The organism is Prevotella histicola (assembly GCF_055385135.1).
In genome coordinates, this window is sequence record NZ_AP043793.1 from 952,859 (window position 1) to 977,117 (window position 24,259).

The 24,259-nt window shown below is 41.7% G+C and carries 25 protein-coding genes, 1 tRNA gene and 1 pseudogene; 15 read left to right on the top strand and 12 right to left on the bottom strand.

Annotated features, from left to right (window positions below; genetic code table 11):
- Positions 1-4 precede the first annotated feature (4 nt).
- The 9 genes from ACZ48L_RS03950 to ACZ48L_RS03990 all read left to right on the top strand — a co-directional run bounded on the left by ACZ48L_RS03950 (position 5) and on the right by ACZ48L_RS03990 (position 6,698).
- Positions 5-307, top strand: coding sequence for a hypothetical protein (locus ACZ48L_RS03950; RefSeq protein ID WP_025068482.1), 303 nt, complete (start codon positions 5-7; stop codon positions 305-307).
- Positions 300-1,568 carry a conjugative transposon protein TraM gene (gene traM / locus ACZ48L_RS03955; RefSeq protein WP_464722021.1) on the top strand — a complete coding sequence of 423 codons (1,269 nt, stop codon included), beginning with the start codon at positions 300-302 and terminating at the stop codon, positions 1,566-1,568. The genes ACZ48L_RS03950 and traM overlap by 8 nt, the downstream gene beginning before the upstream one ends.
- A gap of 49 nt (positions 1,569-1,617) precedes the next feature.
- Positions 1,618-2,568, top strand: a complete 951-nt coding sequence (traN, locus tag ACZ48L_RS03960; RefSeq protein ID WP_025792464.1) for a conjugative transposon protein TraN — start codon at positions 1,618-1,620, stop codon at positions 2,566-2,568.
- Positions 2,562-3,155 (top strand): conjugal transfer protein TraO, encoded by a 594-nt coding sequence (locus tag ACZ48L_RS03965; RefSeq protein WP_025792466.1) that lies wholly within the window; start codon positions 2,562-2,564, stop codon positions 3,153-3,155. The genes traN and ACZ48L_RS03965 overlap by 7 nt, the downstream gene beginning before the upstream one ends.
- A gap of 12 nt (positions 3,156-3,167) precedes the next feature.
- Positions 3,168-3,626, top strand: coding sequence for a DUF3872 domain-containing protein (locus tag ACZ48L_RS03970; RefSeq protein ID WP_025792468.1), 459 nt, complete (start codon positions 3,168-3,170; stop codon positions 3,624-3,626).
- 11 nt (positions 3,627-3,637) lie between these two features.
- A complete protein-coding gene (locus ACZ48L_RS03975; RefSeq protein WP_025792470.1) occupies positions 3,638-4,144 on the top strand; it encodes a glycoside hydrolase family protein in 507 nt (168 codons plus the stop codon).
- A 92-nt stretch (positions 4,145-4,236) separates the two neighbouring features.
- Complete coding sequence (locus tag ACZ48L_RS03980; RefSeq protein ID WP_199897304.1) at positions 4,237-5,067, top strand: toll/interleukin-1 receptor domain-containing protein; 831 nt, start codon at positions 4,237-4,239, stop codon at positions 5,065-5,067.
- 4 nt (positions 5,068-5,071) lie between these two features.
- Entirely contained in the window at positions 5,072-5,518 is a 447-nt protein-coding gene (locus ACZ48L_RS03985; RefSeq protein WP_025792474.1) for a hypothetical protein, read from the top strand.
- A gap of 55 nt (positions 5,519-5,573) precedes the next feature.
- A complete protein-coding gene (locus ACZ48L_RS03990) occupies positions 5,574-6,698 on the top strand; it encodes a toll/interleukin-1 receptor domain-containing protein (protein WP_464722022.1) in 1,125 nt (374 codons plus the stop codon).
- Between the two features lie 111 nt (positions 6,699-6,809).
- Here the strand turns inward: ACZ48L_RS03990 and ACZ48L_RS03995 are convergent.
- The 9 genes and pseudogenes from ACZ48L_RS03995 to ACZ48L_RS04035 form a co-directional block, all read right to left on the bottom strand.
- Positions 6,810-7,044 (bottom strand): annotated as a pseudogene (locus ACZ48L_RS03995) (hypothetical protein).
- 4 nt (positions 7,045-7,048) lie between these two features.
- Positions 7,049-7,303 (bottom strand): hypothetical protein, encoded by a 255-nt coding sequence (locus ACZ48L_RS04000; RefSeq protein WP_013265154.1) that lies wholly within the window; start codon positions 7,301-7,303, stop codon positions 7,049-7,051.
- 27 nt (positions 7,304-7,330) lie between these two features.
- Complete coding sequence (locus ACZ48L_RS04005; RefSeq protein ID WP_025792478.1) at positions 7,331-8,605, bottom strand: PcfJ domain-containing protein; 1,275 nt, start codon at positions 8,603-8,605, stop codon at positions 7,331-7,333.
- 4 nt (positions 8,606-8,609) lie between these two features.
- Positions 8,610-9,029 (bottom strand): PcfK-like family protein, encoded by a 420-nt coding sequence (locus ACZ48L_RS04010; protein ID WP_025792479.1) that lies wholly within the window; start codon positions 9,027-9,029, stop codon positions 8,610-8,612.
- Positions 9,030-9,051: 22 nt separating this feature from the next.
- The gene (locus ACZ48L_RS04015) at positions 9,052-9,483 is read right to left on the bottom strand and encodes a hypothetical protein (protein WP_464722023.1); all 432 of its coding nucleotides are present in this window, start codon (positions 9,481-9,483) and stop codon (positions 9,052-9,054) included.
- Positions 9,484-9,844: 361 nt separating this feature from the next.
- The gene (locus ACZ48L_RS04020; protein WP_242401723.1) at positions 9,845-10,264 is read right to left on the bottom strand and encodes a hypothetical protein; all 420 of its coding nucleotides are present in this window, start codon (positions 10,262-10,264) and stop codon (positions 9,845-9,847) included.
- A 139-nt stretch (positions 10,265-10,403) separates the two neighbouring features.
- Complete coding sequence (locus ACZ48L_RS04025; RefSeq protein WP_025791909.1) at positions 10,404-10,868, bottom strand: DUF1896 domain-containing protein; 465 nt, start codon at positions 10,866-10,868, stop codon at positions 10,404-10,406.
- A 35-nt stretch (positions 10,869-10,903) separates the two neighbouring features.
- A complete protein-coding gene (locus ACZ48L_RS04030) occupies positions 10,904-12,127 on the bottom strand; it encodes a site-specific integrase (protein ID WP_025791906.1) in 1,224 nt (407 codons plus the stop codon).
- Between the two features lie 310 nt (positions 12,128-12,437).
- Positions 12,438-12,511, bottom strand: a tRNA-Ile gene (locus ACZ48L_RS04035).
- A gap of 270 nt (positions 12,512-12,781) precedes the next feature.
- Here ACZ48L_RS04035 and ACZ48L_RS04040 point away from each other — a divergent pair.
- Both ACZ48L_RS04040 and ACZ48L_RS04045 read left to right on the top strand, forming a co-directional pair.
- Positions 12,782-13,723, top strand: coding sequence for a bifunctional riboflavin kinase/FAD synthetase (locus ACZ48L_RS04040; RefSeq protein WP_025791904.1), 942 nt, complete (start codon positions 12,782-12,784; stop codon positions 13,721-13,723).
- A 41-nt stretch (positions 13,724-13,764) separates the two neighbouring features.
- On the top strand, positions 13,765-14,589 hold the full coding sequence (locus tag ACZ48L_RS04045) for a lysostaphin resistance A-like protein (protein ID WP_464722024.1): 825 nt from the start codon (positions 13,765-13,767) through the stop codon (positions 14,587-14,589).
- A gap of 101 nt (positions 14,590-14,690) precedes the next feature.
- Here the strand turns inward: ACZ48L_RS04045 and ACZ48L_RS04050 are convergent, their stop codons facing one another.
- The 3 genes from ACZ48L_RS04050 to ACZ48L_RS04060 form a co-directional block, all read right to left on the bottom strand.
- Entirely contained in the window at positions 14,691-15,020 is a 330-nt protein-coding gene (locus tag ACZ48L_RS04050) for a heavy-metal-associated domain-containing protein (protein WP_008824110.1), read from the bottom strand.
- A 59-nt stretch (positions 15,021-15,079) separates the two neighbouring features.
- On the bottom strand, positions 15,080-17,140 hold the full coding sequence (locus ACZ48L_RS04055) for a TonB-dependent receptor plug domain-containing protein (RefSeq protein WP_025791900.1): 2,061 nt from the start codon (positions 17,138-17,140) through the stop codon (positions 15,080-15,082).
- A gap of 184 nt (positions 17,141-17,324) precedes the next feature.
- Complete coding sequence (locus ACZ48L_RS04060; protein ID WP_025791898.1) at positions 17,325-17,660, bottom strand: hypothetical protein; 336 nt, start codon at positions 17,658-17,660, stop codon at positions 17,325-17,327.
- A 106-nt stretch (positions 17,661-17,766) separates the two neighbouring features.
- Here ACZ48L_RS04060 and ACZ48L_RS04065 point away from each other — a divergent pair, with 106 nt between their 5' ends.
- The 4 genes from ACZ48L_RS04065 (at position 17,767) to ACZ48L_RS04080 (ending at position 24,198) form a co-directional block, all read left to right on the top strand.
- Positions 17,767-19,494 carry a glycoside hydrolase family 25 protein gene (locus ACZ48L_RS04065; RefSeq protein ID WP_464722025.1) on the top strand — a complete coding sequence of 576 codons (1,728 nt, stop codon included), beginning with the start codon at positions 17,767-17,769 and terminating at the stop codon, positions 19,492-19,494.
- Positions 19,495-19,974: 480 nt separating this feature from the next.
- A complete protein-coding gene (gene lysS / locus ACZ48L_RS04070) occupies positions 19,975-21,705 on the top strand; it encodes a lysine--tRNA ligase (protein ID WP_025791896.1) in 1,731 nt (576 codons plus the stop codon).
- A 132-nt stretch (positions 21,706-21,837) separates the two neighbouring features.
- A complete protein-coding gene (locus ACZ48L_RS04075) occupies positions 21,838-22,833 on the top strand; it encodes an NAD(P)H-dependent glycerol-3-phosphate dehydrogenase (protein WP_314694401.1) in 996 nt (331 codons plus the stop codon).
- A gap of 6 nt (positions 22,834-22,839) precedes the next feature.
- Complete coding sequence (locus ACZ48L_RS04080; protein ID WP_025791894.1) at positions 22,840-24,198, top strand: glucose-6-phosphate isomerase; 1,359 nt, start codon at positions 22,840-22,842, stop codon at positions 24,196-24,198.
- Positions 24,199-24,259: the final 61 nt, after the last annotated feature.

Genomic DNA, 24,259 nt, shown 5'->3' on the forward strand with positions numbered 1-24,259 from the left:
GGCTATGGCAAGGAAAAGAAACTTTTTACTCTCACGTCACTATCTGCGCTTTCACCTGTGGCTCCGCCATCGGTGTGAAAGGCTCACGATAAGGCAGAGAAAGGAAATCGTCTATGGGCTGAGCTTCATCTATCTGCTCTGCTCGCTTTGGATGATAGCGCAGTTTTTCCTTCCTCCAAAGAAGGAGAAACTACCTATCCCCACGGGAAAGCTGACGGACAGTCCGATACGGACGGACAGCACTTTACATGAGTTACACGGTAATTTTTATCTACAACATCATCAAACAATCAAAGAAAATGGATAATAAACAGAAAGAACAAATGAAAAAAGGCTTAGTCTTCGGAGGACTGGGACTGCTGTTTGCCCTCTCAATGTGGTTCATCTTCGCACCATCGGGCAAGGATAAGACTGCAGCGGAGCAGGGACTCAATGACAGCATCCCGCAGGCAACGACAGAAAAGCTCACCGAAAACAAGCTCAAAGCCTACGAATTGGGCGACAAGGCACACGAGGAGGAACAGACCCGCGAGGAGATGGGCAGACTATCGGACTATTTCACCCAGAACACTGCTCCATCAGAGGAGCAGCGTGCAGAAACGGCTGCTTCTACGGCAAAGATAGAAAACTCTATGCATCGCTATGAGGAGAATAATCGCCTCTTGAACTCCTTTTACGCTCCCGATCCACACGAGCAGGAGCGTGAAGCCTTGCGCTCGGAAATAGATAATCTTAAAAAGGAACTCTCAGCCAAAGACAGCAGGGAGGACAATGAAGAGAAACGGCAGCTTGCCTTGATGGAAAAGAGCTATCAGATGGCAGCGAAGTATCTTCCCAAAGCATCAACTCCACCTACCTTCAATAATGGTCTGGCGGCAGGAAATGAAAAAACGGAAGATACAGCAGGTGGCTCTGACGCCGCTAAGGGCAAGACCATGCAGAATGAAAAGCCTGCAATGGAAGTTCTGCCGGAGCGTAGGCAGATAGTTTCTTCACTTGATCAGCCTATGAGCGATGTGTACTTTATGGAGGAATACGGCAAGAAGGCTCGTAATATGGGTTTTCATTCGCTTGCAAGCACGGCTGTACCTACAATGCGCAATACGCTTAAAGTTGTAGTAGACAGGACCACTGTTCTTAAGGAGGGTGACAATGTCGTACTCCGTCTGCTTGAAAGTGCCAAGGTACAGGGACTGCAAATTCCACGGCATAGCCGACTCATAGCCGTTGCCAAGATTGAAGGTAACCGTATGCACCTACTTATCAAAAGCATTGAGGTGGACGGTCATATCATAGCCGTCAAGCTCTCTGCATATGACACAGACGGACAGGAGGGCGTGTATATACCAGGTTCGGAGGACATAAATGCGCTTAAGGAAGTCGGTGCGAACATCGGTGGTTCAATGGGAACATCCTTTACCTTCGCTTCCTCTGCCAAAGACCAGATTATCTCAGAGGCTGCCCGTGGGGTGATGCAGGGCGCAAGTCAGCTGCTTCAAAAGAAGCTGCGCACCATCAAGGTAACGCTCAAGGGTGGCTACCGCCTTTTCTTGGTTCAGTCCAAATAAAACAATCAAAAATGATAAGTAAAAAATAACATCAAATAAAAAAGGAACAATGAAGAAAATTATTTTATCAATGGCTATGCTTGCCATGGTGGGAGCAACAGCCACAGCACAGGAAAACAATGATGGTCTGACACCAAGCCATCCGCTTACTTCGGGAGAGCTCTTTCAAGGTATGAGCCGTGCCATTCCAACGGGGCGTGTCGTTCTGCCGTATGGTCTTGACGTTACCTTTGACAAGACCGTGCATCTTATCTTCCCTTCTGCCATTCGTTATGTAGACTTAGGTTCACAGAATATCATCGCAGGGAAGGCGGAGGATGCAGAGAACGTACTGCGTGTAAAGGCTTCGGTGAAGGACTTTGAGACGGAGACCAATATGAGTGTTATCTGTGAGGACGGCTCTTTCTATGCTTTCAACGTCAAGTATGCTGATGAGCCGGAGAAGTTAAGTATCGAGATGAAAGACTTTCTCTCCACGACGGAAGGTAGACTGCCGAGCAATCGCTCTGACATTTACTTTAAGGAACTTGGCAACGAGTCGCCCGTATTAGTAAAGCTGATGATGCAGACTATCTATCAGAATGACAGACGCTGCATCAAGCACATCGGTGCTCAGCAGTTTGGTATGAAGTTCCTGCTTCGTGGCTTGTATGCCCATAACGGCTTGCTGTATTTCCACATTCGTATGGAAAACAGCACGAATATGCCGTACTCTGTGGATTTTATCACGTTTAAGGTGGTGGATAAGAAGATGGCAAAGCGCACCGCTATACAAGAGCAGGTGCTTCAGCCACTTCGTGCCTATCATCAGGTGATGCAGGTGCGTGGCATGGGAAGTGAACACACTGTGTTTGCGCTCGAGCAGTTTTCTCTTGCAGAAGATAAGCAGCTTGAAGTGACGCTCTATGAGAGAAATGGCGGTCGTACGCTAACCTTTTATGTAACGGCAGAAGACCTGCAGATAGCAAAGAAGATTGATAACCTCAAACTCAAATGGTAGGCATTATGAAGAAGAAAATCATTTTATCGGCTTGCGTGGCGGTGGCAATGGCTTTTAGCTTGCCATCGCAGGCACAGCGACTGATACCCAAGCAAAGGGGCATAGAGGTTGTAGGAGGTGTTCCGCTTATCAAGGGTGAAAAGTTCCTTGCTGCTGGCAATTTCGGTATGGGAGCATCACTCACCCGATATTTGGGTCGTGAGAATTATACCTTTGTTATGGCAGAGTATGAACAGCAGAATATGCCGTACAGAAGCTATAACGTAAAACTCAAGGATGCTCTCTTGCAGGTGGGTTATATGCACCCTGTTCTCTCCGACAGAGGAAAGAACGTGTTTCTTTATGGTGGCATATCCGCCTTGGGTGGCTATGAGCAACTGAACGAGGACAAAAAGCTGCTGCCCGATGGGGCGACACTGCTCGACCGCTCCCGCTTTGTCTATGGCGGTGCCGTACATGGCTCGGTGGAAGTGTTCCTAACGGACAGGGTTATCTTTCTTGTAAAGGCGCAGGGACGTTTCCTCTTTGGCTCGGACGTGCATCGTTTTCGTCCGGCTGTTTATGCAGGACTAAGGTTTAACTTTTAAGTAGAAGAAAAGATGAAGAAGATATTGAATACGATTTGGGTAATGGGCGTGCTGACCCTTGCCGTGTTTTGCCTATCTGCTTGTGATAGGGATTTGGATGTTCAGCAGTCTTATCCGTTTACGGTGGAGACAATGCCGGTTCAGAAGGACATCATAAAGGGACAGACGGCTGAGATACGCTGCACGCTGAAGCGGGGCGGTGAGTTTGCTGACACTCGCTATACGATACGTTATTTCCAGTCTGATGGCAAGGGCTTGCTAAGAAATGATAACGGCACGGTTTTCAAACCTAACGACCGCTATCCGCTAACAAAAGATGTGTTCCGCTTATACTATACCTCGCTCTCAGCTGACCGCCAGACGATTGATGTCTATGTGGAGGATAGTTTTGGGAAAGTTCAACAGCTGACCTTTAGTTTCAACAACGAGCGAGAAGAGGGCAAGGACAAGCCTGCATCTTCTCGCCACTAAGAACATAATTGATGCGAACGATAAATTCTTTCATTTTACTTTGTGTATTCTGCCTGTTCTGTCAGCCGACCCTTGCCCAGCGCAGGGTGCGGCTGGCAGACTTGCCACCTTTTGAACGTGCGGTTGTCGTAGTGAAATACTTTGAGGGACTGCACGGCTGGAAGAATTATCCGTATGTTGGTTATGGGCATCAGCTGCAATTAGGAGAGCGTTTCACTGCGGATATGACGGAACGGCAGGCAGACTCGCTGCTTCGTGCCGACCTTTGGAAATGCTTTGAACACTTCAAGGGGTATGGGAAGGATGCCCTGCTGCTCAGCCTCCTTGCCTATAATGTGGGTGTAGGGCGACTGCTCGGTTATGGTAAGCATCCCAAGAGTAGGCTGCTACGAAAAATAGAAGCTGGAGACAGGAACTTTTATCGGGAGTATGTTTCATTCTGCCGATATAAGGGAAAAGTTTTGAAAGGATTAGTGAAACGGAGGCAAGTGGAGTTTACCCTGTTTTATATTCCTTGATTTCACAAAATATGCTTCTTACAAGTTTTATCAGCTTGCAAGGTAGGATTTCTTACCGTTTTATTCGTCTTTGTCACTATGAATGAGTAACTTTGCTTGAAAAAGTAATAAATGCTATGTACAGAGGATTTAATTTATCATTAAAGGAAAATTGTTTCGAGCAAGACGATTTCGAAAAATTACAAGAAATAGGCTCGGAAAGTTTTTCGAATCAAAGAGCAAAGATCATAGAAAAAATAAGCTCTTTTGCAAATGGAGATGGTTTTCTTGACGGGAGTAAAATGCAAGCAAACTGGTTCCCCCAAATTAAGGCTGATATTTTTATATCACACTCACATAAAGATGAGGCTCTTGCTATTGCTCTTGCAGGATGGTTAAAAGATACTTTTGGATTAACTGCATTTATTGACTCATGCGTTTGGGGATATGCTAATGAACTCCTAAAACAGATAGATGCTGTCTATTGTCTTAATGGAAATCACTCTTATAGCTATGAAAAAAGGAATTATTCAACAAGTCATGTTCATATGATGCTCTCTGTGGCACTCACTCAAATGATAGACAATACAGAGTGTTTATTTTTCCTGAATACGCCTAACTCAATTACACCTAACACCATCATTAATCAAACAGAATCTCCTTGGATTTATTCCGAAATTGCAACGACGCATTTAATAAGGAGAAGACACTTCTCAGAATATCGATTGAAAAGAACGGTAGAGTCCTTTTCTGAAGGTGGAAGACCCACTCCACGTATTATATATAACATACCAATAGATCATCTTACCGATATTGATAATAGAGTATTGAATAATTGGAAAAAATCCTGGCTAACAGAAGTATATACTCACCATAAGTTGCGACAGTATTCTGAAGATTTAAGTGTACATGCATTGGACAAATTATACGAATTAAAAGAATAATAAAATGAACAAAGAAAAAAAGTTAGATGTTTTAAAAGACTCCGCAGTACAAGCTCACATATCAATGCTTCAAGGTATCATTAATAGAATGGCGGGGAATAGTGCTAACTGTAAAAATTGGACAGTAACTCTTGTTGCTGCGATGCTTGTACTATTGGTTGATAAAGAGATGCAACTCCCAAATGCTTGCCTTTGTTTGATTCCTGTAGGGCTTCTTTATCTACTAGATTGCTATTATCTAGGATTGGAGAGAGCGGTGATTAAATCTCAGAAGGATTTTCTTGACAAACTCTCTGATGATACTTATGTTGACCTAATTTATAGGGTGGAAAATCTTGGAGGTCGATGTACACAGCTCCAGAACACTATCAAAGCGACGTGTTCTCCCTCTACAACACCCTTCTATTTGATTGTAGCCTTAGTCGTTTTATTCTTTGGCAAAATTATCTAATATGGGGAGAACCAAACGGAGGTATCAAGGAGAACTGCTTCGCTTTCGAAAAATATTGAAGAGACCATTGAGGAATATTTTAGCAATAATGCCAGAGGGATTCTCGGAGGAACTCTTTTTATCAGAGTTCAAACTCTTATATTCTTACTTCTGGGATGATATTTGTAGTAAAGCAAAAGAGTACAATAGGATGGATAAGGGGAGAGAAAAGAAAGGACTACCTAAAATATATTTCTTCCCAAAACCTATCAGTTATCTACGATCTATTGCTCTACCCATTATTTATAATGAGGGATTATACAATCAACTTAAGAAGCCAGAGAAGGAGCGAGTTGAGTTTAGGGAAAATTTACTTGAACAGAGTCTATGCAAGCAAAAAAATAGAAAAGATAAAATAGGACAAAATCAAAAGTATGTTCAACACGTAATTCCTAGTTACTCTAATTATTATATTCAAACTTATTTCGCTGGAAAACATCAGAACCCCACTGATATTGATACTCGTTATGCAGTGTTACAAGAAGCTTCTAAGTACAAAAGCCCCGTTACAATAAAGTTCCTTTACAAAGTCAATGCTTCTGAAAGAAATTATCACCTTAGACATTTTGCATTTCTTACATTGCAGAAATTTGGAGAAAAAGAGGTTCGTCTTCGACCGAATAGGAAAGGGGAAAAACGACCTGGGGATAAAATAGTCCCTAATCCTATCAACACCCCAGAAGATTTAATTCGCTTTATCTATAATTCTCAGCTTGAACAAATGAAAACATATGACCTTTTTATATCTCACAGTTCATCCGATAGTGACTTGATACTAAAGATGAAAGCGATTTTAAATAGTTTTGGGTTAAATGTCTATATAGACTGGGTTAGTGATAGAAATGCTTTAAAGCGAGAGTTGACTAATATTAGCACAGCTAAAGCAATTATTGAGAGATTAAAGTCTTCCAAGGCCCTACTATATATCAATACAGATTCTAGCTTTCAATCACAATGGACACCATGGGAATTGGGGTATTTTCACGCACTAAAAGGGAACAGAATATGTGTATATACACCTAATGATACACCTAAGCCTGCTTACATAGATATTTATCCAAGAGTAAACCTTGTAGATGATATTCTTATGGTAGAAACAGAGGGTGGATGTATCTCACTAAAAGATTGGTTAATGGAATAATTTATCAGTTTGAGATTGCGACTTTCTTTTGCTTCTTTTCTTTGGTCGCCTGCTCGTTCAAAGAGAAAGAAAAGAAGCCACGCAAATTTTCGGTTTGCGTGGCTTTTACTATTATTCAGAAGGATATTTTTGCACTTTCGTTATTCTGTCTATTCGTTTGTTGGGGTGTTTGTCAAAAGCCCAATTTATTTCATCATCGGGCAAAGTGCTGTGAATACTGCCACCCCATAACCAATCCACAATTTTGCAGGACTTTCTGCCGTGCGTCTTCCTTGCTCTCCGCAACCACCTCAAACACTCCTTCAAAGACGTATTGTGTCCGAACTCTGTAAAATTTCTTCTTCATAATCTTAAAATTCAACCTTTAATAATCTATATTCCTTTGGTTCTCCATTGGATAATTTGCGGTGTTTGAGCCAGAAGTGATGTGCGCCATAGCCGTATGCAAAGAACTTATCAAGCTCTGTTTCTTCAGCTATTTTGTTGATAGCCGACCTTAACTCCTCTTTGCTGTCGGATAGGGTTATTGCGTTGATAACCCTAATGAGAATATGCGGTATCTCATCCGCATAGTTGTAGATGATATTTTCAATCTCTGTCTTCATATCTCTGATAATTTAATGGTTCATACTTTATGCTGTTGCTTTCATTCTTCGGCTTATAAGTCCTCGATTGGCATTCACAAGGTTTACTATCTGCTCGTGGTATTCTGTATTCTTGTTGCACACTCCACGACTTTGTACCACCTCCAGAGTTCTTAATGATACTTCAATGGTTTCTATTCGCTTGCCTTCAATGGTAGCCGAAAGGATAAGGGAGTCCTCCTTGAGGTAGTATGCATTAGAGAATACGCAATGGTGCATTGATACACCTTCTTCCAAATGCTCCTGCACGCTCTCCAACACGTGGACTTGGATTGTGCCATCTGTAAAAAAGATACCAAAGAACTTGGATTTGAGTTCCTTGAAACGCTTTTCATCTTCCATAGCCTTCTTTTGCTTCTGTTCTATCTCCTCCCTTTCACGCTGTCTGAGAAGTCCCTCGTGTCTGCGGTCGTGTTCGCCTTTAAGGTCTGTTGGGCATAAATATTTTGGATTATGAATATCCTTTCCTAATCTTCTAAGTGTATCTACATAATCACTCCAAAGAGAAATGTCTGCTATCTCATAGCCGTTACGAACTGCAATCTTGTAGGACTGCCATAGTTCTTCAAAAGCCTTCTTGTTGCCAAGAAAGTAACGTAAATGGTCTGTGCGACCTGCTTTTAGCAATGTTTCCACACGGCTGTCTGTAAGCAATGCAGGAATAAACTTAGTAGGCACGATGCCATAGAAATTATGCTTAAAACCATTTCTACGAAGTATGTCTGTAACCTTGAACTTCGGATATATGGGTGAGTAGGCAATATGCTGGTAGGCTTCATTATCGTTGCGTATCGCCATAGGACTATAATAAGAAAAAGTATCAACATAGTGTCCCAATACCCTCTGTATGGCAACCACTGCTTTTCGTCCCTGCATATTCCACCAATATTGCCCAATCTCAATTATAGACGTCTGTGCTTTGTAACCTTTCTCCATACCCACAATAAGTAGGAACATACGTAATACTTGAAACTCTCCGCAAGTGGTAAGTAGGGTGAAATACTGCTTCTGCTGCAACTTGCGCTCGTATGTTTCCTTGACCTGCAACTTTGCCCTACAATGAGGGCAAGTACAAGTTTCTCTCTGTTTGTCCATTACCCAACTATGCCCACAATCCATACAAGTAGTGCGACCTTTTGGCAATCGGTAGGCAAAGTGGTCTATGCACTCACGGAATGCCCACTTACTTTGTGTCTTGGTTATTGGGCGAAGATGCTTGCTTTGTTCCAAAACCGCCTTCTCAAATTTGTTTCTCGGTTTCATAGGCTTAAAAATCAAATAATGATGGTTGTACTTGGGTTGCTATGTTCTCGGTCTTTTTCACTCGTGCGTTACGGCTCTGTAACTTGGCAAGTTCCTCACGCTGATATTGCTTAATGGCTTCCTGCCTTGCTTCGGCTCTTTCTTCCTCTGTGAGTTCTACAATGTGATTGACGGCAACTTGGCAAGAAACAGCCTTGCCGACTTCTATATCGTCCTCATCATAGTAGTGAACAGCCATAGAGAAGATTTCATCATCATCAAAGCCGTTGCAACCGCTTTTCTGCACTTCATTAAGAATATAGGTGATGCACTCCTCAATATTCTTGTTCGGTTTCATCAAGTTAGGAGCAAACAAAGGGTCTGTCATAGCACGCTGATTGAGATACTCGGCTATTGTCCGTGTGAAATGTTCTGTACCTTTCATTGTCGTATAAGTTTTGATGTTGTTAATACTTGGGAATTTCTACTATTTGATTGATACGCCCATATAGGTAGGCTCTTAGGCTTGTTCTGTCGGGTGCGTAATACTCTGTCCATTGTCCGTACTGATTGACAAGGTATTTCTTCAGCACTTCAAAGAAGTCAAAGCGATAGCCTTGCAGTGGAACGGCTGTACGGAAATAGGTATTAGAGTTCACCGCTTCACATAGCCAATTCTTTTCCTCACGGCTCATACACTCACCACGATTGAGTTTCACACGTAGGAGATATACTTTGCTATTACAAAGGCTCTCCAAAGGGGGAACGTCCCATTGTACAAACTTAATTGCCAACACTTGCTCACTTTTTTCAGCCGTAGGGTTAATGCGGTAATGAGAGGAGGAGCTATATCCTTTTCTGTTCATCGAAGATGTTGTATTTACTTTTTGCTTATCCATAGCGACATTTTTTTTATGCGTCCAAAGATCGGAGTATGCTGATTCCTTTTTGTAGCAAAATAGAGGTAGCGGGGCGGGCTTGCACAAGGTTTTGGCGGAAAATACAACCCGTAGGTGTGGAGATTTTCCAGACAAACCAAGCGGCTTAGGACCTTGGGAAAGCCACAAGCCCCGTACTACCTTTGCGGATAAAAAGGGAACAGCATCCGTCTTCTTGTCATCGCATATCGTGGAGCATTGGAAAAGAAGCGAAAGTGCAACGACCATAGTGGAAAATAGAAAAGGTGGCTATCTCAAAATGCGAGATAACCACCTGATGAACGATAAATGAAAGTGTTTACAGATTACATCGTCGTGCTTCTCAAAGCACGCAAAGCAGGATGGCACAGAGAATTGCCAGCCAGAAGAGAATGCTCAGCAGCGTAAATGTCACTTTTAGAATTACCCTGACTATAAAGCGTAGTATCAGAAAGCCTGCAATGACAGAGACGGCAGTTACGACTTGCGGCGTTACCATCTTCGATATAAGCCAAATGACACCGATAACGATGGAAAGTAGGATTGCGAGTTCGATAAAGCGTGTCCAAGAGAAGCGGCGGACTTGCTTGGGAGAAGTCGGCTGCTGCTTGATATTATCGGTTTTGTTTGATGCGTCTGCCTTGATGAAGGCAGGTGTGTGAACGATTTCGTTAAGCCGTGAGGACAATGGAAGCTCGCTTCTATTGTCTCGGCGAGAAATCGCACTTTTAAGAACATCTTGATTCATGATGATTGTATTCATATCGGAGCTTTTAATAGTTCAAGAGCAATAACAAGATGCGCAGGCTACACAAAGACAAGTGTTTGTACAAACTCTTGGCGTGTGGAGCGGAGCGTTTATCTTGGCTCTTGACACTACAAAAGCTCCCGATGGTGCTACATCAAGTCATGTTCTTACTATCGACGGTTGGCAGGCCATTAACCTCTATAAGCAGAACGATTGTCCCTGTCAGTTCGGTGTAGAGTTTCTCATACTCTGGAATTGAGCCAAAGTCGTCTGTCAGTTCGTACTTATTGAAAACGCTTTGCACAGCCTTATTCTTCAGAAGCATTGGTGTTAGTCTTTCAGGAAGAGGAGAAGGGAGTTCTTTCTCGAACTCATTCTCTAAAACTGAAACAAGGGTGTCGTACTTGGAGAAATGCAGTCCTTGATACAGAACTTCGCTTGCCATCGTCTCCGCCTCGGGATGAGAAAAGCCTTGTGCCACTGCATCGCAGTAGGTGGTAAGGGCTTCATCGGCTCTTGCCGTTATGAATGGTTTGTCACTTAGCATTTCGGGGAAATGCTCACTGAGGTAGTTCTCTAACTTCAAACGGAAGTAAGAAAGCTCTTTCTTTGTTTCCATAATCATCTATTATTTTAGGGTTATACATTAATATATTATATGCCCATAGTTGTATTGAACTTACTGAGTTTTCCAGCCAGTTCTTCCATGTCACGTTCCACTTTCTTGTTTGTTATTCGTGCATAAATCTGAGTTATTCTGATATTTGTATGTCCAAGCATCTTTGATACAGACTCCATTGGTACCCCTTTGGATATAGACATAGTGGCGAAAGTATGCCTTGCCATGTGGAAGGTCAGATTCTTTTTTATGCCACAAAGGTCGGCAATTTCTTTCAAATATGAGTTGATACGCTGGTTGCTCAACATAGGAAAGACTTTCCCCCCTTTTCTATTGATGTCGTAGTACTTTCTTATAATGGCAAGTGGAATGTCCAGTAACATGACGTTTTCATCTACGCTTGTCTTGTATCTCTTGGTGATGAGCCATTGTCTTTCTTCTACGGTAACAATTTTATCGTAGGTAAGATTATATACGTCAATGTAGGCTAATCCCGTGAAGCAGGAAAAAATAAAAATATTCTTTACTAACTCCAGCCGTTCTATGTCAAAGTGCTTCTTCATAATACAGAGTACCTCTTCTTCTGTGAGGTAGCCACGATCTACCAATTCATAGCGCAGCTTGTGATTCGCAAATGGATCATGCATGATAAGTCCTCTGTTCCTCGCATAGTTCACGACCGTTTTCAGGTTTCTCAATTTCTTGGTGGTTGTGTTATGCACGCCACCTACAACAGATGTAAGGTATAATTCGAAGTCCTGAACAACGGCACTTGTCAGTTCTGTCAGTCCAATATCCTTGCGATGATACTTTGCTTGTAGGAAATCCTGAAAGTTCTGCCTCACCACCTTATACTTATAAAAAGTACCCTTTGTTAATGTCTTACCAACTTGTTGTGTGATGGAGTCTATGTACTTGTCAAAGACTGGCAGAAAAGTTGTATATTCTTTGTCTGTACCAAGGAATACCGACCTGATAAGGTCTATGGAAAGTTCCTCTGATGTTTCATATTTCCTGTAAATCTGCATCAGTGTTGTTGTCAGTGCATCTATAGAAGCATTAATGGAGAGTGCTTCTGCTGTTCTGCCAATCATTCTGCTGGTTTTGTTACTCCACTTGGATTTATCCACAAAAATTTTAGTGGATCCAAGATTTGCCTTTTCGCCACCGAGATATATTCGGAGCATTACAGGTGATTTTCCTTCTTTGTTCTCATAGTTGGAACGTAGGTAGTAGGATACCTTGAAAGTCGTTTTCATAACACATCATTTTAGTGTAGCTTTTTGGCTACAAAGTTCGACATAAGTTCTTGAAAACGAAAGTTTTGCATGCCGTCAATTTGATAGTCATTTTCCATTCATTGCTACATTTTTTTGAGAGCCTGCTTTTGTGTAGCAATTTCTGTAGCAGAAAATGACCGAATGATGACTATCAAAAGGTATAGTTTGGCAGTCAAACGGATATGGATAAAAAACAAAAAATCGCTGTAAAACCTTGATTTTACAGCGATTATCCTTGTTTTGAAGGCTAAAATGACGTATTGTTTGACATCCTTTTGAAACCTATTTGTGGACCAGCCTGGGCTTGAACCAGGGACCTCCAGATTATGAGTCTGTTGCTCTAACCAACTGAGCTACAAGTCCGGGTTTCTTAATTCGGCTGCAAAGATAATGAAAAATAATGAAAAGATAGAAACAACATGAAAGGAAAATTAAACTTTTAACACATTTTGAGTAGTCGGATAAAGACTTTATGGCCCTTTTAAAGTAACTTTGCATGTCTGTAAGGCATGTTTGTTCTGCAGTTCCTGACCTCTGTATGCGTGACATGATAGGACAGATCACACCTTTACGAGTAAGACTATTGGACAATATTCTATAGGCATTTAATTTAAAATCTGTATATAAAAGACTTTGAGAACAATATATATTAAACAGGGAGAAGTACCGAAGTTACCACCCCTTGTTGCTACTATAGGCTTCTTTGATGGGGTACATCGCGGTCATCAGTTCTTGATTAATCAGGTTATTGATGAGGCTAAAAGGAACGAGATGGAGTCTGCTGTAATCACATTCGATGCACATCCCCGTCAGGTTCTGCAGTCTGAATATCAGCCAGAGTTGCTTTCTACCCTTGAAGAGAAGCTATTGTTACTATCGAAGACACATGTAGAGAATGTCATTGTGTTACATTTTGATAAGTCATTGGCAGCCTTATCAGCCCGTAACTTTATGGATGAAGTTCTTTCTAAACAACTGAATGTAAAGGAACTCCTTATAGGTTATGACAATCGTTTTGGTCATAATCGTCAGGAAGGGTTTGATGATTATGTCCGATATGGGCATGAAATAGGAATAAAAGTCCTTCATGCAGATCCATTCCAGCCTAACGGAGAAAAAATAAGTTCCTCTTTAATACGCAGATATATTATGCAAGGAGAGATGGAAGCTGCCAATCGCGCGTTAGGATATGCCTATTCTATAAAGGGAAAGATCGTAAAAGGTTATCAGAACGGTCATAAGTTGGGATTTCCAACAGCCAACCTTGACATGAGCTCCAGCTTAAAACTCATCCCCGCATCTGGTGTTTATGCGGTGAAAGTCCGTCTGGAAGACTCTGTAGAGTGGAAAAGAGGAATGATGAACATTGGTATACGCCCCACTTTCAATGGTTCAAAAATTTCTTTAGAAGTGAATATTTTTAATTTATCTGACAACTTGTACGATCAGACTCTTTGTGTTTCTTTTGTACAACGCATACGAAAAGAGAGGAAATTTGAATCCTTGGAAGCATTGTCTCATCAGCTCGAACAAGACAAGATAGCCGTAAACCACCTATTTGATGCCATTGATTAATTCATAAAATATAGATCATCAACTGTCATAAATTTGCTTATATGAATAATAAAAACATATGGACTTCGATCCTCTACATCATCTTGTTTATATCAGCTTTCGTACTATTACAGGTCTTTGGTAGCTGGATTGCCAAAGGATGTTATGCCCTTATCAAGGGAATTCCATTGTCTGAAGTATCCAACTATAGTAATAGTTCTGAACTACAATCCGTTATTGACGTTCTTGGTAGTCTTTTGACGATCGTTATTTTTATCCGAGCAAGATGGTCAAAGGTATCAAGAGATTATCTAAAAGCACGACCATGGGCTGTCCTAATGTGGACCTTCTTGTTGACAATTGGCTCTATTCTTCCCATGGAATTTATATCTGAGAAAGCAAATCTGACGTTACCAGACCAGACACAGCATTTCTTTGAGCTCATAATGAAGACTCCTTGGGGATATATAGCCGTAGCAATAATGGCTCCAATAGCCGAAGAACTTGTTTTTCGTGGGGCAATATTGAACAAACTTCTAAGTAGTCTTAAGGGTGACCAACATTGGATTGCCATCGTTTTATCAGCTTTGATATTTGGAATTATCCATCTGAACTTTGTACAAGGGCTGCATGCTTTCCTTATAGGACTACTGTTAGGGTGGATGTTTTACCGAACAGGCAGTGTAATTCCTGGTATTTTATTCCATTGGGTGAATAATACTGTAGCATTTTTGATGTTCCATTTAATGCCACAGATGAATGATGGAAAGCTTATAGACCTGTTTCATGGTGATAGCCGACTAATGTATGGTGGATTATTCTTCTCACTTTGTATTCTTATCCCATCACTTTTCCAACTTGTAATACGGATGCATAAAGCGAAATAAACGGTCTTTGAATGTTAAGACCGATAAATTAAAAAGAGTCCGGGTTCTATGGAAAGATCTTCCAAAGAGCCTGGACCTTTTTTGTTTATATGATAACCTGATTACATGTTATCACATTCTTCGTTCTCATGAACAGGGATTTTAGCCTCCTTAGTGGTCTTCTCTGCCTTGTAACCAAACTTCTCGAAAGACTTCTGAATCAAGTTTTCATTGGTCTTCTGAGCGTCATAAGTGACATAAACCTTCTGTTCATTAGCATCAGTTTTAATCTCTTTTACCCCCTTAACAAAGCGAAGATTGTTCTTAACCCTTGCTTCACAGTTTGCGCAATGCATCTGTGGTGTTGTTGTGAAAATAACTGTTTTGAGGTCTTTTGCTGATGCAATCATGGCTACCATGAGGAGCATCATTGTGAAAATTGCTTTCTTCATAATCGTTTATTGTTTTGTTTGTTTATTGATTGTTTGATATTATTGATACCAAATGAGAATTACATGCGCTTTCCAAGGTTAAGTCTTATGCCCACATACCCCATTGCGCCTTGTATTGGACCATATATCATAGTAGGTTCGAAACCGTTATCCCAAGGGTTCTGATAGCCTACAATTGGGTTCTTCTGCTTGAAATTCGTAAGATTCTCACCACCTATATAAACAGAGAAGTGACGGAAGTAACGCGTAATCTGTGCATTAAGTTGCCCATAGGCCTTATAATTACGATCCCATGAAAGGTTTCCTGATGCAAGAGTATAAGGTTCAGGCATACGTCCACCACCATTCAATGCCACTGTTGCATCGAACTGCCAGAGTCCTAAAGGCGTCTTATAGCTTGCAGTTAACAATCCTTTGTATCGGCTTTGTAATGGTTTCCACATCAATTGGCCGTTGTATGTTGCCTTTACGAGGTTATAACGATAAGCTGCAGTTAGTTCAAGGCCTTTGAAAAGAGGATAAGATGCATCTATCTGGAATGTATGAGAGTAACTTTTTCCGTCTAAATTGGTGATATGAAGCTCTTGCGGATTTGTGTCATAGTCAACAATTGCCTGCGAAAGGAAGTGAGTATAATAATACTCTGCATTCAGTTTCAATGTCTTTTGACCAACAGGAATCAGGAAGGCAAGGCATGTCCCATAGTTCCAGGCAGACTCTTGATTGAGTTTATCAACGATAAGTCGTCTACCAGAAGCCATCAAATAGTTATTTTCAGCCAATGCATGTGGACTTCTATAACCCTTTCCTGCAGAGAGACGGATAGTAAGGAAGCTTGCAGGAACCCACTTCAAATGGAATCGGGGAGTAACGAACGTACCATAAACATTACTATGATCTACGCGTAACCCAGCCATAGCAATGAACTTTCCATTGACATTATAAGTGTATTGCACGTAAGCTCCTGGCGTTGTTTCACTTTCAATACCACCTACAAGTGGGTATAAATTACCGTAATTTGATGGTATTGCTCCCACTGGCAACGACAGATTCTGATGTAAATAATCATAGTTGAGACTTAAACCAGCCGAAAGGTTGTGCTCTGGAGTGAAGTTTGTCTCAAAGATTAAAGATGCATATGCATTCTTTTCGTTCACATCATACTGTTTAATACCATATGATGCATTCTGTTTATGCATAGAAACATTACCCATAAGTGCCATGTTTGTTCCATGTTCCGGGTTCAAAATGATAGCATGCTTCATATAGGCTTCGTAACGATCCGTACCTATATTAATACGATAAGGTTCCAGTCCAGCTGTCATTGAGTGGTGGTGATTGACCTGACCGCTCATCCTGTCTTCTTTTAAGAGGGATAAACCAGCATGGAGCATATAGTTACCAGTCTTCCAATACCACCTATTTTGCAGGTTATACTGTCTCACTTGTGGGTCATCTTGGAAGCCATCTCCATTGCCATCATGCTTACTCCAGTTGTTTTCAAAGTGTGCCAATAGTTCCGTACTAAGGTTTTTGTTACCATTGATATGGATATTTCCATCAGCATTTGCCTCAAATTTCCCCATCGTATTACCATAAAGATTAACCGAAACACCTGTTGGATCTTCTGGTTTAACGTACTCTACGTTTATCTGACCAGTCATTGCCTCATAGCCATTCTTAACAGATGAGTTGCCTTTGCTAACCTGTAAGCTCTTCATCCAGCTACCTGGAACATATCCGAGACCATATGGAAGGGCTGCACCACGGAAGTTTGGAAGGTTCTCTGTGAGCATTTGGACATACGTTCCACTAAGTCCCAGCAGCTTAACTTGTCTTGCTCCCGTTGTAGCATCAGAGTAGTTGACATCTACGGAGGGATTATTTACGAAACTTTCTCCCAGGTTACAGCATGCTGCTTTGAAGAGTTCATCACGTAAAATATCTTTTCCGTTGATGGCACCAGCCAATGTTCGTACCGTTGCTGCACGTGCTGTGACGGTGACATTATCCAATGTCTGGTCTTTCAGAGTTGCTGTTGAGTCGGGAGTTGACTGTTGAGCAGAGGCTGATATGCAAGTTAATAATGACAGACTTGCTAAGTATATAATTTTATTCATTGCCTTTGATTAATGTTTAAAGATGATGTTTCAATATAAATAAGGTGTGATTACCTACATTCATATTGTGCTATATCACGAAACTTTCCACCAGTTAACAGACGCTTATCTAATCATTCATAAGTCTGATAACCAGTGTGACACCTCCGAATATTCTCTCTTAAAGGTGTAGAGAATATCCTCTTTAAATCAAAAGCATTGTAAGAATGCGAAGATATTGCCGCGGTGGGCTATGCCAAAGCAATGACAACATCTTCTCTGGAGCCTTTGTCTGAACAAGCAAAGGCAACAATTCACAACTTGTCGTTAGTTGTGGAAGAAGTGATAACTGCACTGGATGAAACTGATGTGTTACAGTTTGAGCAGTATTCGTTGGTGAGAGCGTCTTTATTTGCATCTTCATGCAGTGCTTGGCATCAGAATTCTTGCAATTCTTTTTCTCCATTTGCTGCGCTAAAGACACATTACCCGTATGCTCGCACACCATTGTCATGATGCCCGAACCAATCCATACTATCAAAATTGAGAGTAAGATTGAAAATAATATATTAATAGACTTTCTCATTATCCGCATGCAAAGTTAGGGATTTATTTGTATATTTGCAAAGTTTTTAATTTTAATTTAGATGTTAAAAATACGCCTTAATAGGCGAATCGGGTATATTGGAGGCATAGTTTTAGCTATTCTCCTATTGTTATATTTGGCTTATCGTTGTCAACCTCTGTCTCAAAAGAACATGGAAGAGAGTACTGTGATTGTCAGTCAGTCATCCTATTACCAAATAGAGGTGAATGGTAAACCCAGAATTTATTTCTCAGACTATAGTGATTCGTCTTTTGTTGGCGGTTCTATCAATAAGGATTCTATCTATAAACGGCGTATCGAGCAGCACGGATATTGGGTAAATCGTTTCTCCATCATACCCTCTTGCTTTGGTCGTATCGTCATTGGATGGAATCATAAGCCCTCACGAATAGTCAATTTAAGGGATAATCACTTAAAGAAACTGCTCTTTCACTCACTAATACAGATGGACGCTGAACTAGGGGGACTACAAACCAAGCGTAACGAACTGGGATATTATCTCCGTGTACACAGTGTGCAAGATTACGGATATAACAAGATTGCAGACTATCACGCAATGGTTGTACATCAAATGGACTCTCTTCAGAGAATCATGAAGGTTGTACATGACATGACGTTGTCAACTTCCCACCTTCAGATAAGACAGATTAACAACTATGTTATACAACCGAATGCTAATAAAAAGACTATCTCCTGCAATCGCCTGAAGATATATAAAGAGTCACAGACTGTACTTTTGCAGACCGAAACGGGTATGACTCCTTTCGGTATCTCTACACGTTTAACCATCCCCAAGGCGATTGACAATCTAAAACAACACCATCTTCTTCACCCGAAATCGGTAGGTCCCGAGATAGAAGGAATACATCTTCCCAGCGGTATATATAAAGGTGAAACACAGAAAGGTATCCCTAATGGATATGGAAAGTTGTTCGGCAACAATGGTAGTTTCTATGACGGACACTGGAAAAGAGGCAAACGAGATGGCTTTGGTATCTATGTTGCCCCTAACGAATACTTACAAGTAGGAGAATGGAAGAATGATATCTTTAAGGGAGAACGTCTCACGTACACCACAGAACGTATCTACGGAATAGACCTTTCACGACATCAGCATGAACAAAATAATAAGTATTACCATATCTACTGGAACAAACTACGTATCACAGACCTCGGAACACTGAGTTCCAAGACGATCAATGGCAAGGTTGATTACCCTATTTCATTTGCTTATGTCAAATCAACTGAAGGCTGTACCATACTTAATGCCTATTACTTAACGGATTATACAGAGGCACGTCGTCATGGCATAAGGACAGGAACCTACCATTTCTTTTCGACAACTACGCCTGGTGCAGCACAAGCGGACTATTTTCTAAAACATAGCAAGTTCAATAAGCACGATCTTCCTCCGGTATTGGATGTAGAACCAAGTGATGTCCAGATAGCGAAAATGGGCGGAGCAAAGGTTATGTTCAGGAGTATTCGTGCGTGGTTAGAGCGTGTAAGACAACGCACGGGAAGGCGTCCTATCCTCTATATCAGCCAATCTTTTGTAAACCAATATCTACCTTTGGCTCCTGATTTAACTGATAATTATTTGGTTTGGATAGCTCGTTATGGAGAATATAAGCCAAATGTAAAACTGATTTATTGGCAACTCAGCCCTGATGGTAAGGTGCGTGGGATACATGGTGGCGTAGATATCAACGTCTTCAATGGATATCGGAATCAGTATGAAGACTTCCTTAAACGACATTGTTTCTGATTCTGACGACTTATGAAACAAGAAAGGATTCTCTGAAGAGGAATAAACTTATCACACTCTACAAAGAATCCACTAAGCATACCCAGCAGTTGGGTGCTCTTGTACCCAACGAATAAGTCCTCTTGTACCCAACCGCTGGGTAGCAGACTACCCAACTGTTGGGTACAACTCCACCCTACTGCTGGGTACAATTTCTGTCTTTTACTGGCACGTTCATGCTCCGCACATATGGTGCGCACGCCCAGCACATATGGAGTTGACGCCCCGCACATATGGAGTTGTTGGCAAGCACCATTCGTGCTCATCACTCAACACCATTCCATTTCCGCACTCCTTCTCCTCCAAATCACACCCTTAAGAAAGCAAACAACAAACTATGAGATAACGTTCATCAGCAATTAAAACACAATATCAGCCGCATTTTGCGAATAATTTCGTAAATTTGCAACCTATAAGAATATATTCGATTTAATAATAAAGATGAACGTTTTAGAATTATCTGAGCAGGAGATTGGCCGTCGCCAAAGCCTGCAGGAATTGCGTGACATGGGAATTAATCCCTATCCAGCAGCAGAGTTTCCCGTAAATGCTTACTCTACTGACATCAAAGAGCAATTCAAGGAAGACGAACAGCGTGAGGTTGTCATTGCAGGACGTATGATGGGACGTCGTGTTATGGGTAAAGCTTCCTTCGCAGAGATACAGGATAGCAAAGGTAGAATCCAAGTTTATATCACTCGTGACGACATTTGTCCAGGTGAAGACAAAGACTTATACAACAAAGTATTCAAGAAACTGCTTGACATTGGTGACTTCATCGGTATCAAAGGCTTTGTATTCAAGACACAAATGGGTGAGATTTCCGTTCATGCAAAGGAGATCACACTACTCTCAAAGAGTCTGAAACCACTGCCTGTCGTAAAGTATAAGGACGGTGAAGCATACGATAAGTTTGAAGATCCAGAGCAGCGTTATCGCCAACGTTACGTTGATCTCGTTGTGAACGATGGCGTTAAGGATACCTTCTTGAAGCGTGCTACGGTCTTACGTACCATGCGCCAGTTCTTTGATGAAGCTGGTTACACAGAAGTAGAGACCCCAACACTGCAGAGTATCCCTGGTGGAGCAAGTGCACGTCCATTCATTACACACTTCAATGCACTGAACATTGATATGTACATGCGCATTGCAACAGAGCTATACCTCAAGCGTTTGATCGTTGGTGGCTTTGAAGGTGTTTATGAAATTGGCAAGAACTTCCGCAACGAAGGTATGGACCGCTTCCATAATCCAGAGTTCACTTGTGTCGAACTGTACGTTCAATACAAGGATTACAATTGGATGATGTCATTCACAGAGCGCCTGTTGGAGAAGATTTGTACCGAAGTTAACGACAAACCTGAAGTACAGGTAGGTGATAAAACAATTAGTTTCAAAGCACCATTCCGCCGCTTGCCTATCCTCGATGCTATCAAAGAGAAGACTGGTTTCGACTTAAACGGCAAGACAGAGGAGGAGATTCGCAACATAGCTCTCAATGATTTGAAGATGGAAACCATTGATGAGAGCTTTGGTAAAGGCAAGCTCATTGACGAAATCTTCGGCGAATTCTGTGAAGGAACATACATTCAACCAACCTTCATCACTGACTATCCTATTGAGATGTCACCACTAACGAAGAAGCATCGTTCTAAGCCTGAGCTGACAGAACGCTTCGAATTGATGGTCAACGGTAAAGAGTTGGCAAATGCTTACTCTGAGTTGAATGACCCAATCGACCAAGAAGAGCGATTCATTGATCAGATGCACTTGGCTGATAAGGGGGACGATGAGGCAATGATCATTGACCAAGACTTCCTCCGTGCATTACAGTATGGTATGCCTCCTACATCTGGTATCGGTATTGGTATTGACCGTCTTGTCATGCTTATGACTGGAAAAGAATACATTCAGGAGGTTATGCTCTTCCCACAAATGAAGCCTGAGCCAAAGATTCCACAAAGTTCTGTAAAGGAATGGGCTGAACTTGGGGTAGCTGAAGACTGGGTATATGTTCTGCGAAAAGCAGGCTTTAACCTCATCTCTGACATCAAAGACGAGAAGGCACAAGGCTTACAGCAGAAGCTCGGAGAGATCAACAAGAAGTATAAACTCGGTTATGAGAAGCCTTCAGTTGATGATATTCAACAGTGGATTGATAAAGCAAAATAACAAATCCATAACTAACTCCTGTACAAAGGGAGTGCTTTTGTATGCTCTTTAGTGTGTAATTTAATATATACCATAGAGCATCATACTGCAAAAGCTTCTTCTTTTGTAAGGAATTAGCGGAGATGTAAAGCAATGTTCGACGTTGGTAAAATAGCAATCATAGGAAGCGGTAGCTGGGCAACAGCTATCGCTAAGATTGTTATTGAGCATACTCACGACATCGGTTGGTACTTTCGAAAGGAAGACAAGATTGAAGAATTCAAACGAAAAGGACATAATCCGGCATATCTTACTAGGGTTCATTTCAACTTAAATGAGATCTTTTTCTCATCAGACATCAATGAAATTGTTGAAGAATACGACACTTTAGTATTCGTTACACCATCTCCTTACTTAAAAGACTTACTGAAAAAACTCAAGAAAGAGCTTCACTCTAAGCTTATTGTTACAGCTATTAAAGGTATAGTACCAGATGAAGACCTCGTCTGTTCAGAATATTTTCATAAGGCATATAGCGTACCTTACGAGAACTTAGCAGTCATAGGAGGGCCTTCACATGCTGAGGAAGTAGCCATGGAACGGCTTACCTATCTTACTATAGGCTGTTCTGACGTGGACAAAGCACGTAGTTTTTCGGAGAAATTGGCATCAAGCTATGTAAAGACCAAGACCTCTCAAGACGTCATAGGCATTGAGTATGCCTCCGTATTGAAGAATGTCTATGCTATAGCAGCTGGTATGTGCTATGGCTTAAAGTATGGGGATAACTTCCAAGCTGTGCTGATGTCGAATGCAATGCAGGAGATGAACCGCTTCCTTAATACCATTAATCCCATAGAAAGGGCTATCATTGACAGCGTTTATCTTGGTGATCAATTAGTCACAGGGTACAGTAAGTTTTCACGTAACCACACCTTCGGTGCAATGATAGGGAAAGGATACAGTGTAAAGGCAGCACAGATTGAAATGGAAATGGTGGCAGAAGGGTACTTCGGAACAAAATGTATGAAGGAGATAAACCGTCGGTTGCATGTCAACATGCCTATCCTTGATGCGGTATACAACATCCTTTACGAGCGTATCAACCCACAAACGGAAATAAAATTATTAACAGATTCATTTAGATAAACACAAATGGAAAGTATTAAGTTAGACATTACGAAAGCCGCCCAGTTCTTGAATCCGGGCGCAGTAGAGGCTTATGCACCTCACGTAGCTGCTGCTCAAGAAGCATTAGAAAAGGCTACTTGTCCTGGCAATGACTTCCTTGGATGGCTTCATTTGCCATCAAGCATTACCCCAGAGTTCCTCAGTGAGATCCAGGCTGTTGCCAACACACTCCGTGAGAAATGTGAGGTTGTAGTCGTAGCAGGCATTGGCGGCTCTTATCTCGGTGCTCGTGCTGTCATTGAAGCTTTGGGTAACAGCTTCGCTTGGCTTGTAAACGACAGAAAAAATCCTACGATTCTCTTTGCAGGAAACAATATTGGAGAGGATTATCTCTCGGAATTAACAGACTATCTTAAGGGTAAAAAGTTTGGTGTTATCAATATTTCAAAGTCTGGAACAACGACAGAAACAGCCCTCGCATTCCGTCTTTTAAAGAAGCAATGTGAAGAACAGATGGGTAAAGATGCCGCAAAAGACGTCATCGTAGCCATCACTGACGCTCATAAGGGTGCTGCACGTGCTGCCGCAACCAAGGAAGGTTACAAGACATTTGTTATCCCTGACAATGTTGGTGGACGCTTCTCGGTCCTCACACCAGTTGGTTTGTTACCTATTGCTGTTGCAGGTTTTGACGTAAAAGCATTGGTAGAAGGTGCACAGGTAATGGAGAAAGAGACTTCAAATGAGGTTCCATTTGCAAACAATATTGCAGCTCGTTACGCATCAGTTCGCCAAGGTTTATACTCTCAAGCAGGTAAGAAGATTGAGATTGTTGCCAACTTCCAGCCTAAACTTCACTTCTTCGCAGAGTGGTGGAAGCAACTCTATGGAGAAAGCGAAGGCAAGGATCACAAGGGTATTTTCCCTGCTGCTTGTGACTTTACAACCGACCTTCACTCAATGGGTCAGTGGATTCAAGAGGGTGAACGTTCTATCTTTGAGACTGTCATCTCTATTGAACAGCCTAACACAAAGCTCCTTTTCCCACATGACGATGAGAACCTTGACGGTTTGAACTTCCTCGAAGGTAAGCGTGTTGATGAGGTAAATAAGATGGCAGAGCTCGGAACTCGTTTGGCTCACGTTGATGGTGGCGTTCCTAATATCCGTATCAGCGTACCAACATTGAATGAGTATTACCTCGGTCAGCTCATCTATTTCTTTGAGAAAGCCTGTGGTATCAGTGGTCTGATCATGGAAGTTAACCCATTCAATCAGCCTGGTGTAGAGGCTTACAAGAAGAATATGTTTGCTCTTTTGAATAAGCCTGGCTATGAGGCTGAGAGCAAAGCAATACAGGAAAGACTTACAAAAGAAAAGTAAAAATACGAAAATCCTCCCTCATTCCCTTACAGAAAAAGGGGTGAGGGGGGCTTTTTTATTA

Bases quoted from the DNA above. Each gene is read 5' to 3' on its own strand.
- ACZ48L_RS03950 (WP_025068482.1), top strand. From the start codon at position 5: ATGGCAAGGAAAAGAAACTTTTTACTCTCACGTCACTATCTGCGCTTT.
- traM (WP_464722021.1), top strand. From the start codon at position 300: ATGGATAATAAACAGAAAGAACAAATGAAAAAAGGCTTAGTCTTCGGA.
- traN (WP_025792464.1), top strand. From the start codon at position 1,618: ATGAAGAAAATTATTTTATCAATGGCTATGCTTGCCATGGTGGGAGCA.
- ACZ48L_RS03965 (WP_025792466.1), top strand. From the start codon at position 2,562: ATGGTAGGCATTATGAAGAAGAAAATCATTTTATCGGCTTGCGTGGCG.
- ACZ48L_RS03970 (WP_025792468.1), top strand. From the start codon at position 3,168: ATGAAGAAGATATTGAATACGATTTGGGTAATGGGCGTGCTGACCCTT.
- ACZ48L_RS03975 (WP_025792470.1), top strand. From the start codon at position 3,638: ATGCGAACGATAAATTCTTTCATTTTACTTTGTGTATTCTGCCTGTTC.
- ACZ48L_RS03985 (WP_025792474.1), top strand. From the start codon at position 5,072: ATGAACAAAGAAAAAAAGTTAGATGTTTTAAAAGACTCCGCAGTACAA.
- ACZ48L_RS04000 (WP_013265154.1), bottom strand. From the start codon at position 7,303: ATGAAGACAGAGATTGAAAATATCATCTACAACTATGCGGATGAGATA.
- ACZ48L_RS04005 (WP_025792478.1), bottom strand. From the start codon at position 8,605: ATGAAACCGAGAAACAAATTTGAGAAGGCGGTTTTGGAACAAAGCAAG.
- ACZ48L_RS04010 (WP_025792479.1), bottom strand. From the start codon at position 9,029: ATGAAAGGTACAGAACATTTCACACGGACAATAGCCGAGTATCTCAAT.
- ACZ48L_RS04015 (WP_464722023.1), bottom strand. From the start codon at position 9,483: ATGGATAAGCAAAAAGTAAATACAACATCTTCGATGAACAGAAAAGGA.
- ACZ48L_RS04020 (WP_242401723.1), bottom strand. From the start codon at position 10,264: ATGAATACAATCATCATGAATCAAGATGTTCTTAAAAGTGCGATTTCT.
- ACZ48L_RS04025 (WP_025791909.1), bottom strand. From the start codon at position 10,868: ATGGAAACAAAGAAAGAGCTTTCTTACTTCCGTTTGAAGTTAGAGAAC.
- ACZ48L_RS04030 (WP_025791906.1), bottom strand. From the start codon at position 12,127: ATGAAAACGACTTTCAAGGTATCCTACTACCTACGTTCCAACTATGAG.
- ACZ48L_RS04045 (WP_464722024.1), top strand. From the start codon at position 13,765: ATGAATAATAAAAACATATGGACTTCGATCCTCTACATCATCTTGTTT.
- ACZ48L_RS04050 (WP_008824110.1), bottom strand. From the start codon at position 15,020: ATGAAGAAAGCAATTTTCACAATGATGCTCCTCATGGTAGCCATGATT.
- ACZ48L_RS04055 (WP_025791900.1), bottom strand. From the start codon at position 17,140: ATGAATAAAATTATATACTTAGCAAGTCTGTCATTATTAACTTGCATA.
- ACZ48L_RS04065 (WP_464722025.1), top strand. From the start codon at position 17,767: ATGTTAAAAATACGCCTTAATAGGCGAATCGGGTATATTGGAGGCATA.
- lysS (WP_025791896.1), top strand. From the start codon at position 19,975: ATGAACGTTTTAGAATTATCTGAGCAGGAGATTGGCCGTCGCCAAAGC.
- ACZ48L_RS04075 (WP_314694401.1), top strand. From the start codon at position 21,838: ATGTTCGACGTTGGTAAAATAGCAATCATAGGAAGCGGTAGCTGGGCA.
- ACZ48L_RS04080 (WP_025791894.1), top strand. From the start codon at position 22,840: ATGGAAAGTATTAAGTTAGACATTACGAAAGCCGCCCAGTTCTTGAAT.